Annotated in this window: 14 protein-coding genes; 6 read left to right on the top strand and 8 right to left on the bottom strand. The window is 74.4% G+C overall.

The window, feature by feature from the left end; translation table 11 throughout:
• Positions 1 to 34: 34 nt before the first annotated feature.
• Genes ACIBG7_RS14595 through ACIBG7_RS14585 form a run of 3 tightly spaced genes read right to left on the bottom strand, consistent with a single transcriptional unit; the run spans position 35 to position 2,193 of the window.
• Complete coding sequence (locus tag ACIBG7_RS14595; protein ID WP_397336465.1) at positions 35 to 1,126, bottom strand: winged helix DNA-binding domain-containing protein; 1,092 nt, start codon at positions 1,124 to 1,126, stop codon at positions 35 to 37.
• A complete protein-coding gene (locus tag ACIBG7_RS14590; protein ID WP_357930994.1) occupies positions 1,123 to 1,752 on the bottom strand; it encodes a maleylpyruvate isomerase N-terminal domain-containing protein in 630 nt (209 codons plus the stop codon). Before ACIBG7_RS14590 ends, ACIBG7_RS14595 begins: the two co-directional genes overlap by 4 nt.
• Positions 1,753 to 1,776: 24 nt before the next feature.
• Complete coding sequence (locus ACIBG7_RS14585; RefSeq protein ID WP_357930993.1) at positions 1,777 to 2,193, bottom strand: hypothetical protein; 417 nt, start codon at positions 2,191 to 2,193, stop codon at positions 1,777 to 1,779.
• Positions 2,194 to 2,287: 94 nt separating this feature from the next.
• Here ACIBG7_RS14585 and ACIBG7_RS14580 point away from each other — a divergent pair, with 94 nt between their 5' ends.
• The gene (locus ACIBG7_RS14580) at positions 2,288 to 2,734 is read left to right on the top strand and encodes a DUF4383 domain-containing protein (RefSeq protein ID WP_357930991.1); all 447 of its coding nucleotides are present in this window, start codon (positions 2,288 to 2,290) and stop codon (positions 2,732 to 2,734) included.
• A 63-nt stretch (positions 2,735 to 2,797) separates the two neighbouring features.
• Here ACIBG7_RS14580 and ACIBG7_RS14575 read toward each other — a convergent pair whose 3' ends face one another.
• The 3 genes from ACIBG7_RS14575 to ACIBG7_RS14565 all read right to left on the bottom strand — a co-directional run bounded on the left by ACIBG7_RS14575 (position 2,798) and on the right by ACIBG7_RS14565 (position 5,288).
• Positions 2,798 to 3,241 carry a hypothetical protein gene (locus tag ACIBG7_RS14575; protein WP_357930989.1) on the bottom strand — a complete coding sequence of 148 codons (444 nt, stop codon included), beginning with the start codon at positions 3,239 to 3,241 and terminating at the stop codon, positions 2,798 to 2,800.
• Positions 3,238 to 3,810 (bottom strand): RNA polymerase sigma factor, encoded by a 573-nt coding sequence (locus tag ACIBG7_RS14570; protein WP_397336464.1) that lies wholly within the window; start codon positions 3,808 to 3,810, stop codon positions 3,238 to 3,240. Before ACIBG7_RS14570 ends, ACIBG7_RS14575 begins: the two co-directional genes overlap by 4 nt.
• A 68-nt stretch (positions 3,811 to 3,878) precedes the next feature.
• Complete coding sequence (locus ACIBG7_RS14565; RefSeq protein ID WP_357930983.1) at positions 3,879 to 5,288, bottom strand: S8/S53 family peptidase; 1,410 nt, start codon at positions 5,286 to 5,288, stop codon at positions 3,879 to 3,881.
• Positions 5,289 to 5,394: 106 nt separating this feature from the next.
• Here ACIBG7_RS14565 and ACIBG7_RS14560 point away from each other — a divergent pair, with 106 nt between their 5' ends.
• The 4 genes from ACIBG7_RS14560 (at position 5,395) to ACIBG7_RS14545 (ending at position 10,695) form a co-directional block, all read left to right on the top strand.
• Positions 5,395 to 8,175, top strand: a complete 2,781-nt coding sequence (locus ACIBG7_RS14560; protein WP_397336463.1) for a CHAT domain-containing protein — start codon at positions 5,395 to 5,397, stop codon at positions 8,173 to 8,175.
• Positions 8,176 to 8,319: 144 nt separating this feature from the next.
• Positions 8,320 to 9,006, top strand: coding sequence for a gamma-glutamyl-gamma-aminobutyrate hydrolase family protein (locus tag ACIBG7_RS14555; RefSeq protein ID WP_357930978.1), 687 nt, complete (start codon positions 8,320 to 8,322; stop codon positions 9,004 to 9,006).
• A gap of 10 nt (positions 9,007 to 9,016) precedes the next feature.
• Positions 9,017 to 9,925 carry an alpha/beta hydrolase gene (locus tag ACIBG7_RS14550; protein WP_397336462.1) on the top strand — a complete coding sequence of 303 codons (909 nt, stop codon included), beginning with the start codon at positions 9,017 to 9,019 and terminating at the stop codon, positions 9,923 to 9,925.
• Complete coding sequence (locus tag ACIBG7_RS14545) at positions 9,922 to 10,695, top strand: enoyl-CoA hydratase/isomerase family protein (protein WP_357930973.1); 774 nt, start codon at positions 9,922 to 9,924, stop codon at positions 10,693 to 10,695. Before ACIBG7_RS14550 ends, ACIBG7_RS14545 begins: the two co-directional genes overlap by 4 nt.
• A gap of 54 nt (positions 10,696 to 10,749) precedes the next feature.
• Here ACIBG7_RS14545 and ACIBG7_RS14540 read toward each other — a convergent pair whose 3' ends face one another.
• Complete coding sequence (locus ACIBG7_RS14540; RefSeq protein ID WP_397336461.1) at positions 10,750 to 11,931, bottom strand: acyl-CoA dehydrogenase family protein; 1,182 nt, start codon at positions 11,929 to 11,931, stop codon at positions 10,750 to 10,752.
• Positions 11,932 to 11,940: 9 nt separating this feature from the next.
• Positions 11,941 to 12,537: a methyltransferase domain-containing protein gene (locus tag ACIBG7_RS14535; protein ID WP_357930968.1), complete on the bottom strand. Its 597-nt coding sequence runs from the start codon at positions 12,535 to 12,537 to the stop codon at positions 11,941 to 11,943.
• Between the two features lie 130 nt (positions 12,538 to 12,667).
• Between ACIBG7_RS14535 and ACIBG7_RS14530 the strand changes: the two genes are divergently transcribed.
• The gene (locus tag ACIBG7_RS14530) at positions 12,668 to 14,257 is read left to right on the top strand and encodes a histidine kinase (protein ID WP_357930965.1); all 1,590 of its coding nucleotides are present in this window, start codon (positions 12,668 to 12,670) and stop codon (positions 14,255 to 14,257) included.
• Positions 14,258 to 14,292: the final 35 nt, after the last annotated feature.

Raw genomic sequence — 14,292 nt, 5'->3', positions numbered from 1 at the left:
GCGTAGGGAGTGAAGGGGCGGTGTATCGGACTGATCAGGCGGGCTCGATCCGGAAGCGGTGCGCGCCGACGAACGGCAGGAGCCGCTCGGTCTCGGCCACGAGCTCCGCGCCGGCCTCGTCCGGCAGCGGCCGGAACGGCTGGAGCAGCAGTTCCGTGCCCCGCACCGCCCAGAGCCCGTGCACGAAGCCGTCGACGAGGAAGGTGGGGCGGACCATCGCGCCGCCGGGCATGACGAGCTTGCGGTCCGCGTCGGTGATGATGCGGGTCCGGTCGGCGTGGGCGAGCAGCACGTTGTCGAAGGCGGGCAGGAAACGCACCGGCGCGGGCCGGCCGGGGTCGGCCGGCCGCAGGTGGGGCAGGTCGAGCAGGTCGCGGCCCTCCTCGTCGCGCAGGCGCCTGAGGTCCATCCGGTCGGTCACCTCGCGCAGCCGGGTCAGTCCCGACCAGGCCTGGACGTCCTTGACGGTGGCCGGGCCGAAGGCGGCGAGGTAGCGGGCGATCACCTCGTCGGGGCGGGCCTCGGCGGGCAGCGGGCGGCCGAGCCAGTCCTCGGCGCGGGCCACCGGCATGCCGGGCCGCGTGCCCCAGCCGCCCCAGGTCCCGCCCGGGTTGGGATGCACCAGCGGGGTCCGGAGCTCGACGGCTCCGGCGAGGATGGAGCCCTTGCGGCCGGGGAAGCGCGCGGCGAGCAGCGTGCCGTACTCCCGGCGGCTCAGGGTCCGCCCGGCCAGCAGTTCCGCGCCCGCCGCGAGCAGGTCGGCGAGGTCGAGGCCGTCGGTCTGCGCGGTGAAGTACGGCGAGCGCGCCGACCGGTCCAGCACCGGCTGGACGACCGGCCGGAGCAGGGCGAAGACCTCGGCCGTGGCCAGGTGCTGGGTGCCGCGGATCAGCGTGGAGCGCACCACGGAACGGTCGGCGAGCAGGCCGGTGAGGTCGGCGTGGGTGAACTCGGCCAGCCTGGTCCACAGGCCCACGTAAGGCCAGTTCGGCTCCTGCGACTGCAGGGCGAGCAGGTGCTCGGTCATCTGGAGCGCCGACAGGTCCGTGCTGCGGGTGAGCAGGTGTTGCCGCTGGAGCAGGGTGCGGTTGAGCGTGCGCCGGCTGAGCGCGGGTTCGGGGCTCACGGGCGCGGCGCGCCGTACCAGCGCCAGCCGGTGAGCTGCGGGCGGCCGGGCAGGGAGGTGCGGCCGGTGGCCCAGAGCAGGACCTCCCACGGGTCGCCGTCCGCCGTGACGTGCGGGAAGAGCCGCTCCAGCACCTTCGAGCACAGCTCGCGGGGCGGTGACCAGGCCAGGCCCAGGCCCTGGGCGAGGTCGTGGGTGTGCACGAGGGTCTCCACCACGCCCATGGCGGCGAAACCCTCCGGGTCGGAGGGGCCGAAGACGTGGTAGGCCAGGGTGTCCGGCGGCGCGGTGCGCACGATGGAGGCCAGCAGCCCGCCGCACGCCTCGACCAGGAGCAGCAGGCCGTCCGGCGGAGCCGCCGGGTCGGCGAAGATGATGCTCTCCGGTCCGCCCGGCCGTTCGGTGACGCGCCGGAAGGGCAGCAGCCGGGTGGTGGGCGGCTTGGCCAGGCCGAACCGGGAGGCGTAGCTGAACAGGTCGTCGGCCAGGTGCTCCAGGGTCTCCCGGCAGGTCCACTCCAGGGTGCCGGCCTTCGACTCCCACGCCGCGGGGTCGGCGTCCTTCAGCGTGTCGATCGCCAGGCCGACGGCCAGGCGAACGTCTTCTCCGTCAACGGTGGCGCGCATGCGGAGAGCGTAGCGGGCGCCCCCTCACGACGACGACGGGCCGAGGTGGGGCCGCAACCGCGCCATCAGCCCCTCCGGGTCGGCCACCGTGACGGTCAGCCCCGGGTGGCGCACCAGGCCGGTCGGCTCGCCGCCGCGCACCGGCCGGTGAAAGCGCAGGCAGACCCCGCGGCGGGCGTTGGTGCCGAAGGTCGCACCGCGGTCGGCCAGCGACAGGTGCGGCCCGATCACCTTGATCGCCTGGTACGGGCCGGTGATCTCGGCCCCGGCCAAATTGTCCAGCCCGGTCGAGACCTCCCACGGCCCGAAACGCACCCGGATTCCGGCGTCCGACACCACCAGGCCGCAGTTCGCGGGCCGGATCCCCAGCACCGAGAGCCACCGCCGGTAGCGGTCGTCGAACGCGAACCCGAAACACCCGTCCTGCACCGAATCACCCATGAGGTCGGGCTGCCCCCCGTCCACCTCCCGAAACAGCGTCTACAAGGTGTCATCGCGGGTAGCCGTACCCCATCCGACGAACGAAGGAGGAGTCATGAGCTCGGCTTCAGCCCGTACGGCCCGTACTCCCGTTCAACTGGCGTCGCTGATCGTGGGCATCGTCTTCCTGCTGGTCGGTGTGGCCGGCTTCATCCCCGGCCTCACCACCGACACCGGCGACCTGCAGGCCGCCGGCCACCACTCGGGCGCGATGCTCCTGGGCGTCTTCCAGGTCTCCGTCCTTCACAACATCGTCCACCTGCTGTTCGGCGCGGCCGGAGTCGTGCTCTCGCGCACCTGGAGCGGCGCGCGCGGCTTCCTGATCGGCGGTGGTGTCGTCTACCTCGTGCTGTGGATCTACGGCCTGCTCGTCGATCCCGACAGCTCGGCCAACTTCGTCCCGCTCAACGCCGCCGACAACTGGCTGCACCTGGTGCTCGGCCTCGGCATGCTGGCCCTGGGCCTGCTGCTCGGCCGGCGCGCCGCGGTCACCCGCCACTAGGCGCGGGCGGGCCTCCGCCGGGCCGGACCGGCGAGCACCGGGGGGTGCTCACCGGCTCCGGGCCTAGGCGGTGATCCACTCTGTGCGCAGCTCGCCCGCGGCCAGCCGTACCCGCAGGCTCAGCGGCCCGGAGGCCAGCCCCGCGCAGGTGAACCGCCCCAGGGCGTCCGCCCGTACGGCCCGCGACCAGGACGCCCCCTCGACTACCACCTCGGCCGGCTCGGGCGGCTCGACCGCGCCGACCAGGCGGCCACTGCCGTCGGTGAAGGACAGTTCCACCTCCACCTGGTGCTCACCGGAGGAGAAGCCGAGCACCCGCACCCCGCCGCCGGAGCGGACGGCGGCGGCCTCGGCGAGCGAGTCGAAGGTCAGCGTGGCCAGCTCGGCGTCGAGCGAGCGCAGCGTGAAGGCCGCCACCGCGCTGTCCAGGAGCGCGGCCGGCACGGGGTCCAGGAACTCCGCGGCGCGGCGGAGATCGTTCTCGAGCATGTCGTCGTCCTCGGTCACGGCCCGCCACCCTCGCTCATCAGCACGCGCAGCCGGCGCAGGCAGCGCTGGCGCATCGGCCCGATGCTGCCGATCTGCAGCCCGAGCGCGGCGGCGGCCTCCTGGTAGCTGTGCGGGGGCGAGCCCATCAACACACGAAGCAGCCGCTGGCACTTGTCGCCGAGCTGCTGGAAGGCCGCCCAGAGCCGGCGATGGCGCTCGGCCTCGGCGGCGGCCTCCTCGGATTCGATGACCACCGTCTCTGGAGTGCGCTCGTCCGGGATGCGGTCGAAGGTGTCGGCTTCGCCCGCGACGAGCTTGCGGCCGGACCGGATGATCTTCCGGCACTCGTTGCGCGCGGTGGTCGCCAGCCAGGTGGAGACGCGTTCGGGCTCACGGATGCGATCGAGGTGCTGGGCCAGCCGGAACCAGGTCGTCTGGTAGGCCTCGTGCCCGTCGGCGTCGGACAGGCCGTGGGCGCGGACCACCGACCACACCAGCGGGCTCAGCGCCTCGACGAGGCTCCGCCAGGCCGCGGCGTCGCCTTTCGCCGCGGTCTGGAAGAGCCGTCCGATGGATTCGTGATCCACGATGACTTCCCTAGGTCCGGGGAGTGTCATCGTACGTCTCCGATCACTGCCGCAGATAGGGCGCGCGCTCAGGCCGGCCCGTACGGCAGGGGCCGCCAGGTGGGCGGCGTCAGCGTCGTGCCGCTCCCTCCGCCGCCGATGGCGACCGCCTGCTTGGCCAGCAGGTGCTGCGCCGCGACCACGGGGTCGTCCTCGCCGGACTCGAGCATCTGGTTGACGATCATCCCGGCGACGATGGGCGTGGAGAAGGAGGTGCCGCTCCAGCGGGCCAGCCCGGTGAAGGCCTTGCGGGTGGCCGCGATCCCGGCGGCGTTGCCGTCGCGCGCCAGCGAGCGCTCGCCGTCGATGCGCGGCGTGACGCAACTGCAGTCGGCGTAGGGCGGCTGGTGGGTGAAGCGGCACTCCTCGAAGGTGGAGTGCCGGTAGACGTAGAGCGGCGGGGTGTGGTCGGCCGCGGTGAACACCGAGGAGATCCGCTCGCCCGGCGCGTAGACGGTCACCCACTCCCCGTGGTTGCTGAAGCAGGCGCGGCCCTGGCCGTCGGCGCGCAGCGCCCCCACCGCGATCACCTTTCCGGGCATGCTCTTCGCGTGGTAGGCGGGGTAGAAGGGCTCGTCCCTGCCGTTGTTCCCGGCCGAGCACACCAGCACCGTGGGTTCCTGCGCCAGCCGCTCCATGAAGGTCTTCAGGCCCAGCAGCGCCCGGTCGTCCTCGGTGACCGCGCCCGCCGACAGGCTCAGGATGGGCGGCCAGCCCTTGTCGTCGAGCACCTCCAGCAGGGCCTCGCCGAAGACGTCCTCCGGCACCGCGGCGGCCATGATCGCCGGGATGGCGTCGTCCACCTCGACGGCGGCGTCCGGCGCCACCGCCTTCAGGACGGCCGCGATGAAGGTGCCGTGGCCGACGTACTGCGCCAGCGGCCCGAAGTCGGGCTCCAGCTCGTCGTCGGTCACCACGTCACGCAGCCACGGGTAGGTCTCGGTCACCCCCGCGACCAGGCCGGTGTCGACGACCAGCACCCGAACGCTCCCGTTCCCGCGCGCCGCCGCCAGGCCCGGGTTGAGCGCGGCCGGCGCGATGGTGGAGACCGGCTCCGGCTCGTCGTTGGGGCAGCCGTTCACCTCGGTCACGCTGACGATGTGGTTGCGGGTCGCGTACGGCCCCAGCTCGCCGCCCCGCCGCGGCAGCTCGCCCAGCACCCGGCGCACGTCCTCGTCGGCGTTGTCACCGTCGCGGAACGGATCACCGAAGCGCAGGGCGCGGATCCCGCTGCGCTCGTTGCGCGTCTCGCCGCGCCTGGTCAGCTCCAGCCGGTCGATGGTGGCCGCCACCACCTCGGCGTCCTCGCCCTCGCGGGCCAGCAGGCACCCCTTCTCCCAGGTGAAGAACCGCTCGGGGTCGTAGGCGAGGGGACGGCCGCGCTCCCTGGCGCCCTCGTTCATCGCGTCGAACTGCTCTCGGAAACGGTCAGGCCTCATGGTGGCTCCCTGTGCGCCGGTGGCTGTCGCTTGTTAGGAGTCGGGCCACCCCCAGTTGATTCACCCGTCGTGGACTCCTCAGCAGTTCCACGTCTAGCATCGATGCGTGATCACGGGAAGCGCCGTGGAGCTGTTGCCCCTGGTGTTCGCGCGTCCCCAGGAAGCGCTCGCGCGGGCGCGCGAGCTGCTCGGGTCCGCGCCGGGGCCGCACGACGCCTCGGTGGCGCATCAGGTGATCGGCATCTGGGAGCGCGACTTCGGCGACCTGCGGGCCGGGCTCGGCCACCTCAACCGCGCCCGCCGCCTGGCCCGGGAGTCCGGGTCGGCCGAGCGGGAGGCCGACGTGCTGGCCACCCTCGGACTGGGATACGTGCACGCCGGGCGGACCGGGGCCAGCATCCAGGCGCTCACCCGGGCCTGCGAGCTGGCCACCGGGGCGACGTTGCCGCGGGTGCTGTTCCGGCGGGCGTACGTGATGTGGGTGCTGGGGCGGCACCAGGAGGGGCTGGAGGACCTGCGGCGGGCCATCCCGCTGCTGCGCCGGGGCGAGGACACCATCTGGCTGGCCAGGGCGCTCACCCTTCGTGGAACGCTCTATCTCGCGCTCGGGTCGGTGGAGCGGGCCCGGGCGGACTTCGACGGCGCCGAGGCGCTCTGGGACACCACGGGGCAGGAGCACGACAAGGCCATCGCGGTGGTCAACCGGGGGGTGGCCGCCTTCCGCAGCGGCGACCTGCCCGCGGCGCTGCACCACCTGGAGCAGGCCGAGCGGACGCTGGCCGAGCTGGGGACGCCCTCCTACGTGGTGGACCTGTGGCGGTGCGACGTGCTGCTCACCGCCGGGCTGGCCCGCGACGCGCTGCGGGAGGCCGACGCCGGGGCCGAGCGGATGGACCGGCTGGGCGGGCCGGCCTCCCGGCGGGCCGAGCTGGTGCTCACCGCCGCGCGGGCCGCCCTCGCCTTCGGCGACCACGCCACCGCCATCGACCGGGCCGAGGCCGCCGCCCGCGCCTTCACCGCCCAGCGCCGCCCCTGGTGGGCCGCCCACGCCCGCCTCACCCTAGCCACCGCCCGCCACGCCACCCCCCGCCCAGAAGCCCCGACCACCCCGACCACCGCCCCCCACGCCGAAGCCCCGCCCTCGCCGACAACCACCGGCCACCTCGAAGCCCCGGCCTCCCGGGAGGCCACCGTTCACTCCGAGGAGCCAGGCTCCCCGGAACCCGCCCCTCATCCGCAGGAGCCGGCTTCCCGGGAACCCGTCCGCCACCCCCGCCCGGATGACCCCGCCGCCCTCGCCCAGGAGGCCGCCGCGGTGGCGGCCCGGCTGCAGGAGCTGGGCTCGCCGGACGCCCCCCGGGCCTGGTTGCTGGCCGGCCGTACCGCAGCCGCCGCGGGCCGTACGGGCGAGGCCGGGGCCCACCTGGCCAGGGCGGCCAGGGCCCGCCACCGCGGCCCCGCCTACGCCCGCGTGGACGGCTGGCTAGCCCAGGCCCTGCTGGCCGGCATGGCCGGCCGGGAGGCGGGCGTGCTGGCCGCCTGCCGCCGCGGCCTCGACCTGCTGGACGAGCACCGCATGACCCTGGGCGCCGCCGAGCTGCGGGCCGGGGTCGGCGCCCAGGGCGCGGAGCTCGCCACCTTGGCCCAGCGCGTCGTCGGCGACCACCCCAGACGGCTGCTGGCCTGGAGCGAACGCTGGCGGGCCAGCGCGCTGTCGGTCCCCCCGGCCCGCCCGCCCGAGGACCCCCTCCTGATGCGCGACCTGACCGCCTTCCGCGAGATCTCCGGCCGCGTCGAGGAGGCCCGCTCGGCCGGCAAGGCCGTGCCGCAGCTCCAGCGCGAGCAGCACCGCCTGGAGCGCGCCATCCGCGACCGCCTGCTCGCCCTGGGCGCCGAGGGCGGCCGGGCGGCCCGGCCGGGTCCCGGCGGGCTCGCCCGCGAGGTGCTGCGCGAGCTCGGCCCGCGCCGGCTGGCCGAGATCGTGGTGATCGACGGCCGGCTGCGGGTCCTGCTGTGCGGCGGCGGCCGGGTGCGGGCCTACCCGGCGGGCACACTGACGGGGGCCGCCGCCGAGGCCGCGCACGCCAACGCCGCCCTGCGCCGCCTGGCCTACGGCGCGCCCGCCGCCGGCCTCGAACGCGCCGCCCGCCGCCTGGAGGCCGAACTGCTCGGCGAGGCCGCAGCCCATCTGGGGTCGGCCCCGCTGGTGCTGGTCCCGCCCGGCCACCTGCACGACGTGCCGTGGGCGCTGCTGCCCTCGCTGCGCGAGCGGGTGCTGAGCGTCTCGCCCTCGGCCGCCGCGTGGCTGCGCGCCGCCCGCATCCCGCCGCCGGACGGCCCGGTGGTGCTGGTGCGCGGGCCCGGCCTCGGCGGCGGCGGGGCCGAGGTTCCGGTCCTGGCCGGCCGGTACGGCGCGGCCACCGTGCTGGAGAACGGCCAGGCCACCGCCCAGGAGGTGCTCAAGCGCATCGACGGCAGCAGCCTGGCGCACATCGCCGCGCACGGCTCCTTCCGCGCCGACAGCCCCATGTTCTCCAGCCTGCACCTCGACGACGGCCCCCTGACCGTGCACGACGTGGAGCGGCTGAGCCGCGCGCCGTACCGGATCATCCTGTCGAGCTGCGACTCCGGCCGGATGGAGCCGGTCGGCGGCGAGGAGCTGCTGGGCCTGTCGGCGGCGCTGCTGCCGCTCGGCACCGCCGGGATCGTGGCCAGCACCGTCCCGGTGCACGACGAGGCGGTGGTCCCGCTGATGCTCGCCCTGCACGACGGCCTGCGCGCCGGGCTCGGCACGGCCGAGGCGCTGCGCGACGCCCGGGCCGCCCTGCCGGACGACCCGTTGCACCGCGCGACCGGGCTGTCCTTCTCCGCGATTGGCGCCGCCTGACACCCGGACGGGAAGCCGCGACAAAGGGCGATCGGCCGCACGTGAAAGCTGAGTTTGGTGACATAACCGAAATGGAGTGCGCCATGATGGGCCTGGTGCCCCCGTGAGAGTCCCGTTGAGGGAGCGCAGTCCCCTGGAGAGCGCATGTCCCGACCGCTGATCGGTATCACCGCCTACTACGAGGCCGCCAGGTGGGACACCTGGGTCCGCGAGGCGGTGTTGTCCCCACCGGCCTATGCCAAGGCGGTCGAGCGGGCCGGCGGCGCGCCGGTGGTCCTGCCCCCGCTGAGCCCCCAGGCGGTCGACGACTACGTGCGGGGACTGCGCGGCCTGGTGCTGGCCGGGGGAGTGGAGGTCGGCCCGGAGGCCTACGGCGAGGAGATCGAGGACCGGGTGCCCGAGCCGCAGCCGATGCGCGACCGTTTCGAGCTGGCCCTGGCCCGCGCCGCCGTCCAGGCCGACCTGCCGATCCTGGCCGTCGGGCGCGGCATGCACGTGCTCAACGTCGCCCAGGGCGGCTCGCTGATCTCGTGGCTGCCCGACGTGGTCGACCACGACCGCCACCACGAGCCCGGCCGCCCGCACGTCATCCAGGTCAGCGTCTCCAGCAAGCTCGGCAAGGCGGTCGGCGACCGGGTCGAGGTCACCGCCCCGCACCACCAGTCGGTGAAGCGCCTGGGCAGCGGCCTGCTGGCCGTCGCGTGGGCCGACGACCAGATCGTCGAGGGCATCGAGCTGCAGGGCCACCGCTTCGGCGTGGGCGTGCAGTGGCATCCCGAACGGGCCCGGGAGGACCGGCTCGTCGAGCACTTCGTCGAAGCCGCCCGCTAGATTCGTCACCATGCACCCTCAGGCAGCGGCCTTCGTCGCGAGCTACCCGTCCGACCTCGGCGTGGACCTCGGCTCGCTCGACCTGGCCACCATCCAGGCGATGCGCGCCCAGGACGGGTTCGCGCTGCAGCGCGGCCCCCGTCCCAAGCTCCCCTACGTCCGTGACGAGCGGGTGGGCGAGGTGCCGGTCCGCGTCTACCGCGCCGACCCGGGCGAGGACGCGCTTCCGGTCGTCGTCTACTTCCACGGCGGCGGCTGGGTCTTCGGCAGCGTCCGCCGCAACGACGCGCTCGGCCGCGACCTGGCGTTGCGCACCGGCGCGGTCGTGGTCTCCGTCGACTACCGGCTGGCCCCCGAGCACCGCTTCCCGGCCGCCGCCGACGACGCCTGGGCCGTGGTGCGCGACATCTTCGCCCGCCCGGCCTTCTACCAGAGCAACGGCTCGGTCGCGGTGATCGGCGACAGCGCGGGCGGCAACCTGGCCGCCGTGGCCGCCTGGCAGGCCCGTGACGCCGGGCTGCGCCTGGCCCACCAGGTGCTCGTCTACCCGGTGCTCGACACCGCCATGGACACCGCCAGCTACCGCGAGTTCGCCACCGGCTTCGGGCTGGACGCGGCCGAGATGGCGTGGTTCGCCGAGCAGTACGCGCCCGGCGCCGACCCGGCCGACCCGCGGCTGTCGCCGCTGCGGCTGCCGTCCTGCGCGGGGCTGCCGTCCGCGACCGTCGTCACCGCCGGCTGCGACGTGCTGCGCGACGAGGGCGAGGCGTACGGCAGGCGCCTGGCCGAGGCCGGCGTGCCGGTCGAGACCCGCCGCTTCGACGGCGCCGTGCACAGCTTCTTCGGCCTGCCCGGCCTGTTCGACCAGGCCGTCGAGGCCCGTGAGTACGTCGCCGCCCGGCTGAAGGAGTTCCTGTGAGCCTCGAGCTCGACCGCCCCGCCGAGGGCGTCCTGCGCGTAACGATCAGCGAGCCGCGCCGCCTCAACGCGGTCAGCATGGCCGACCACGCCGCGCTGGCCGACGTCTGGCGCGAGGCCGACCGCGACGAGGAGGTCCGCTCGATCCTGGTCCGGGGCGAGGGCGAGGCCTTCTCCGCCGGCGGCGACCTGGCGATGATCGAGGAGATGATCGTCGACCACGCCACCCGGCTGCGCGTCTTCGCCGAGGCCCGCGAGATCGTCTACAACGTGATCAACTGCTCCAAGCCGGTCGTGTCGGCGATCCGCGGCCCGGCCGTGGGCGCGGGGCTGGCGGTGGCGTTGCTGGCCGACATCTCGGTGGCCGGCCGCACCGCCCGCATCATCGACGGCCACACGCGCCTGGGCGTCGCCGCGGGCGACCACGCGGCGATCATCTGGCCGCTGCTGTGCGGCCTGGCCAAGGCCAAGTACCACCTGCTGCTGTGCGAGCCGGTCTCCGGCGAGGAGGCCGAGCGGATGGGCCTGGTCAGCCTCTGCGTGGACGACGACCTGGTCGAGGAGCGCGCCCTGGAGCTGGCCGTACGGCTGGCGCAGGGCTCGGCCGAGGCCATCCGGCTGACCAAGTACTCGCTCAACAACTGGCTGCGCAGCGCCGGACCGGCCTTCGACGCCTCCCTGGCGATGGAGTTCCTCGGCTTCACCGGCCCCGACGCCGCCGAGGGCGTGCGGGCCCTGCGGGAGAAGCGCGCCCCCCGCTTCTCCCGCTGACCGGCCCGCCTAGAAGCAGCCCAATGAGAAGCTGCCCGTCTAGAAGCTGCCCGTCTAGAAGCTGCGCGGGAGGCCGAGCACCTGCGTGGCCAGGTAGTTGAGCAGCAGTTCCTCGGTCACCGGCGCCACCTTGCCGATCCGGGCGTCGGTCAGCAGCCTGGCCACCGGGTACTCCAGCGAGTAGGCCATCCCCCCGTGTGTCTGGAAGGCGGCGTCGGCCGCCTCCCAGGCCGCCTGCGAGGCGGTCAGCTTGGCGATGTTGGCCTCGGTGCCGCACGGCAACTGCCGGTCGAAGGACCACGCCGCCTTGTAGAGCATCAGCCTGGCCAGCTCGATCTTGGCCTTGACCTGCGCCAGCGGGAAGGCGATGGCCTGGTTGGCGCCGATCGGCCGGCCGAACACCTCACGCTGGCGGGCGTAGTCCACCGCGACCCGCAGCCCCACCTCGGCCCCGCCCAGCGCGCTGGCCGCCAGCAGGATGCGCTCCGGGTTGAGGATGTCCCACAGCACCGCCGCGCCCGCGTCCACCTCGCCCACGACCGCCGAGGCCGGCACCCGCAGGTCGTCCAGGAAGACCATGTTCGACGGCGTGGTGTTGGCGCCCAGCTTCGGGATCGGCTGGTAGCTGAGCTGCCCGGCGGCGACCGCCTCGGGCACGTTGACCAGCAACACCGTCAGGCCGTTGGTGCGGGGCCTGGCCTCGCCGGCCGGGATGGTCCTGGTGACCAGGAGCATCCAGGTGGCGCGCTGCACGCCGGTGATCCAGATCTTCTGGCCGTTGACCACGAAGTCCGAGCCGTCGCGGCGGGCGTGCGTGGTGATGGCCAGCGAGTTGGAGCCGGCGTCCGGCTCGGTGAGCGCGAAGCAGGTCTCGAGCTCGCCGGTGGCCAGGCGCGGCAGCAGCTCGGCGCGCTGCTCCGCCGTACCGTGCCGGGCCAGCGTGAGCGCGCCGAAACCGGGGGTCAGCACGTAGGTGAAGGCGGAGCCGCCCGCCGCGCCCGAGGCCGCCAGGGCCTCGGTCGCGACGGCCAGTTCCAGCAGGCCCTGGCCGCCGCCGCCGTACTCCTCCGGTACGGCCAGCCCGAGCCAGCCGCCCTTGGCGAGGTCGGCCCAGACCTCCTCCGGCCAGCGCTTGTCACTCTCGCAGCGCTGCCAGTAGTCCAGGTCGTAACGGGCACAGAGCTCGGCTACGCCGCGCTGGACGGCCAGCGCGCTCTCGGGGAGGGTGAAGTCCATGCGCGCATGTTAGAACGATATTCTGGGCCGGCGCGCGTGGAAGACGAAGGCGGGCGGCGGATTGCCCCACACGGTCCGGCCGGCGACGACCTCCTCGAACCGGTTGCCCAGCAGCACCCGGAAGCGCCGGGCCGACGGCAGCGGGATCGCGTGGATGTAGGAGAACGTGGTGAACGCCCCGCCCGGCGTCAGCGCCGCGGTGACGGCGTCCATCAGCTTCTCCTGCACCGTCGTGGGAAAGGCCGCCCACGGCAACCCGCTCACGATCACGTCCGCGTGTCCGAAACCACGCTCGGCCAGCACCTTCGGCAGGTCGGCGGCATCGCCGCAGACCAGGTCGACCCCGGGGAAACGGGACGCCAGGCGGGTGGCCAGCCGCTCGTTCAGCTCCACCGCGAGGTGGTGGCCGCGGCCACCCAGCCTGCGCTGGATCTCGGCCGTGAACGATCCGGTGCCGGGTCCGAGTTCGACCACGACCGGCTCGCCTCGTTCCGGCACCGGCTTGCAGACGGCGTCGGCCAGGCGGGGGGAGCTGGGGGCCAGGGCGCCGATGGTCCCCGGGGATCGGACGAACTCCCCGAAGAAAAGCCCTGCGTCGTTAGCCATGGGGTAGAGCCTAAGCGCGGACTTCTCGGCCTCCGATCTATCTTGCGGGCGATTTTCCGGCCGATAGGAGGAGGACCTCCTCGTCCGAGGGGAGGACGGGCGGCTGCCTCCCTCCCGCTACCGTGGGCGGATGCGCTGGCGGGAACTGCGCCTCGACGTGCCGCTCGGGGTGGCCGGAAGTGGACTCGACCTCATGGTCTCGGCCTGCGACACCGAGGACTCGGTCTCGCTGCTGCGGCTGGCCGGGATGGCCCTGCTCGTCGGCGCGCCCATGGCCCTCGTGCGCCACCGCCCGGTCCCGGTGACGCTCGTCCTGGCGGCGGTGGCCGTCCTCACCGACCAGATGGGCTCCTTCTCCGCCAACACCGCCCAGATCATGCTCTGCCTCGCCACCGGCGTGGTCGCCTACACCCACGGCTGGCGGGTCACCCTGGCGGTGCTGCCGGTCACCGCGGCGGCCACCGCGGTCAACCTGGCCGACCCCGGGCTGGCCCTGACCGCCACCGCCTGGTTCTTCACCGTCGCCATCTCCCTGCTGCCCTGCCTCATCGGCCTCTACCTGCGCCGGCCGGCCCTGCGCGGCGTCCACCTCGACCTCACGGCCGATCTCATGCTGGCCGGGGCCGGCCTGGCCATCTCGGTGCTGAGCACCTGGTCGGACTGGAAGAGCGGCTTCGAGCCGATCTGGGTGAGCGGCCTGTTCGTCGTGCTCGGCGGCGCGGTCCTCGGCCTGGCGCGGCGGCTGCCCGGGCTGGTGTTCCTGCTGGAGGCGGCCATGCTGGTCGTCGGCGACCGGTACTTCCCCGCGGTCAGCGGCACCTTCATGATCCTCATGGGCATCTCGGTCGCCGTCTTCGCCATGCGGGTCGGCTCCTGGGGCTGGACGATCGTCGTCTACCTGGTCAGCTCCGCGGTGGCCGCCTCCCGCTTCGTGAACGCGGTCGCCGACATCACGCCGGTCCGGGTGCTGACCCTGGTCAGCCTCACCGTCGTGCCGGTCGCGATCGGCCGCTACCTCGGCGCGCGCCAGGCCGCCGCCGAGGCCGAACGGCTGCGCGCCGCCGAGAGCGTGCGCCTGGCCGCCGCCCAGCTCCGCGCCGACCGGCTGGCCGAGCGCGAACGGCTGGCCCGCGAGGTGCACGACATCGTCGCCCACCACGTCGGCGCGATGGTGCTGCGGGCCGGCGCCGCCCGCTACGCCGCTCCCGAGGGCCCGGCCGCCGAGGCGCTGGCCGACATCCGCGAGACCGGCCACCAGGTCCTGGAGGACCTGCGCGGGCTGCTGGAGGTCCTGCGCGACCCGGAGGCGGAGCCCGAGCTGCTCGCCGACCCCGCCGACGTGCTGCGGGAGTCGGCCGAACGGATGAGCGCCGCCGGGCTCCACGTCGAGCTCGACCTCGATCCCGAGGCGTCCCAGGCGCCGCTCGTCACCCGCGCCTCGGCGGCGCGGATCGTCCAGGAGGGACTCACCAACGTGCTCAAACACGCCGGGCCCGGCACCACCGTGCACGTCCGCGTCGCCGGCGCCGCCGGGGGCGGGCTGGACATCGAGATCGCCAACACCCGCCCGCCCGCGCCCGGGCCGGTGCTGCCCTCCTCCGGCCAGGGCCTGACCGGGATGCGCGAGCGGGCCCGCGCCCTGGGCGGCTCGCTGAGCGCCGGGCCCGACGGCGAGGGCGGCTGGCGCCTGACCGCCCTCCTGCCGGCAGGCCGGTCGTGACCCCTCCCTCTCCCGCCGCGCCCCTGGAGATCCCG

The sequence above is a fragment of the Nonomuraea sp. NPDC050328 genome (genome assembly GCF_044459405.1).
Taxonomy (GTDB): domain Bacteria; phylum Actinomycetota; class Actinomycetes; order Streptosporangiales; family Streptosporangiaceae; genus Nonomuraea.
The sequence above is the reverse complement of the archived record's forward strand: the minus strand, read 5'-3'. Positions and strand labels throughout refer to the sequence as shown.

Excerpts from the sequence above, each read along its gene's own strand:
- ACIBG7_RS14590 (WP_357930994.1), bottom strand. The coding sequence starts at position 1,752 with ATGCGCGCCACCGTTGACGGAGAAGACGTTCGCCTGGCCGTCGGCCTG.
- ACIBG7_RS14585 (WP_357930993.1), bottom strand. The coding sequence starts at position 2,193 with ATGGGTGATTCGGTGCAGGACGGGTGTTTCGGGTTCGCGTTCGACGAC.
- ACIBG7_RS14580 (WP_357930991.1), top strand. The coding sequence starts at position 2,288 with ATGAGCTCGGCTTCAGCCCGTACGGCCCGTACTCCCGTTCAACTGGCG.
- ACIBG7_RS14565 (WP_357930983.1), bottom strand. The coding sequence starts at position 5,288 with ATGAGGCCTGACCGTTTCCGAGAGCAGTTCGACGCGATGAACGAGGGC.
- ACIBG7_RS14555 (WP_357930978.1), top strand. The coding sequence starts at position 8,320 with ATGTCCCGACCGCTGATCGGTATCACCGCCTACTACGAGGCCGCCAGG.
- ACIBG7_RS14550 (WP_397336462.1), top strand. The coding sequence starts at position 9,017 with ATGCACCCTCAGGCAGCGGCCTTCGTCGCGAGCTACCCGTCCGACCTC.
- ACIBG7_RS14540 (WP_397336461.1), bottom strand. The coding sequence starts at position 11,931 with ATGGACTTCACCCTCCCCGAGAGCGCGCTGGCCGTCCAGCGCGGCGTA.
- ACIBG7_RS14535 (WP_357930968.1), bottom strand. The coding sequence starts at position 12,537 with ATGGCTAACGACGCAGGGCTTTTCTTCGGGGAGTTCGTCCGATCCCCG.
- ACIBG7_RS14530 (WP_357930965.1), top strand. The coding sequence starts at position 12,668 with ATGCGCTGGCGGGAACTGCGCCTCGACGTGCCGCTCGGGGTGGCCGGA.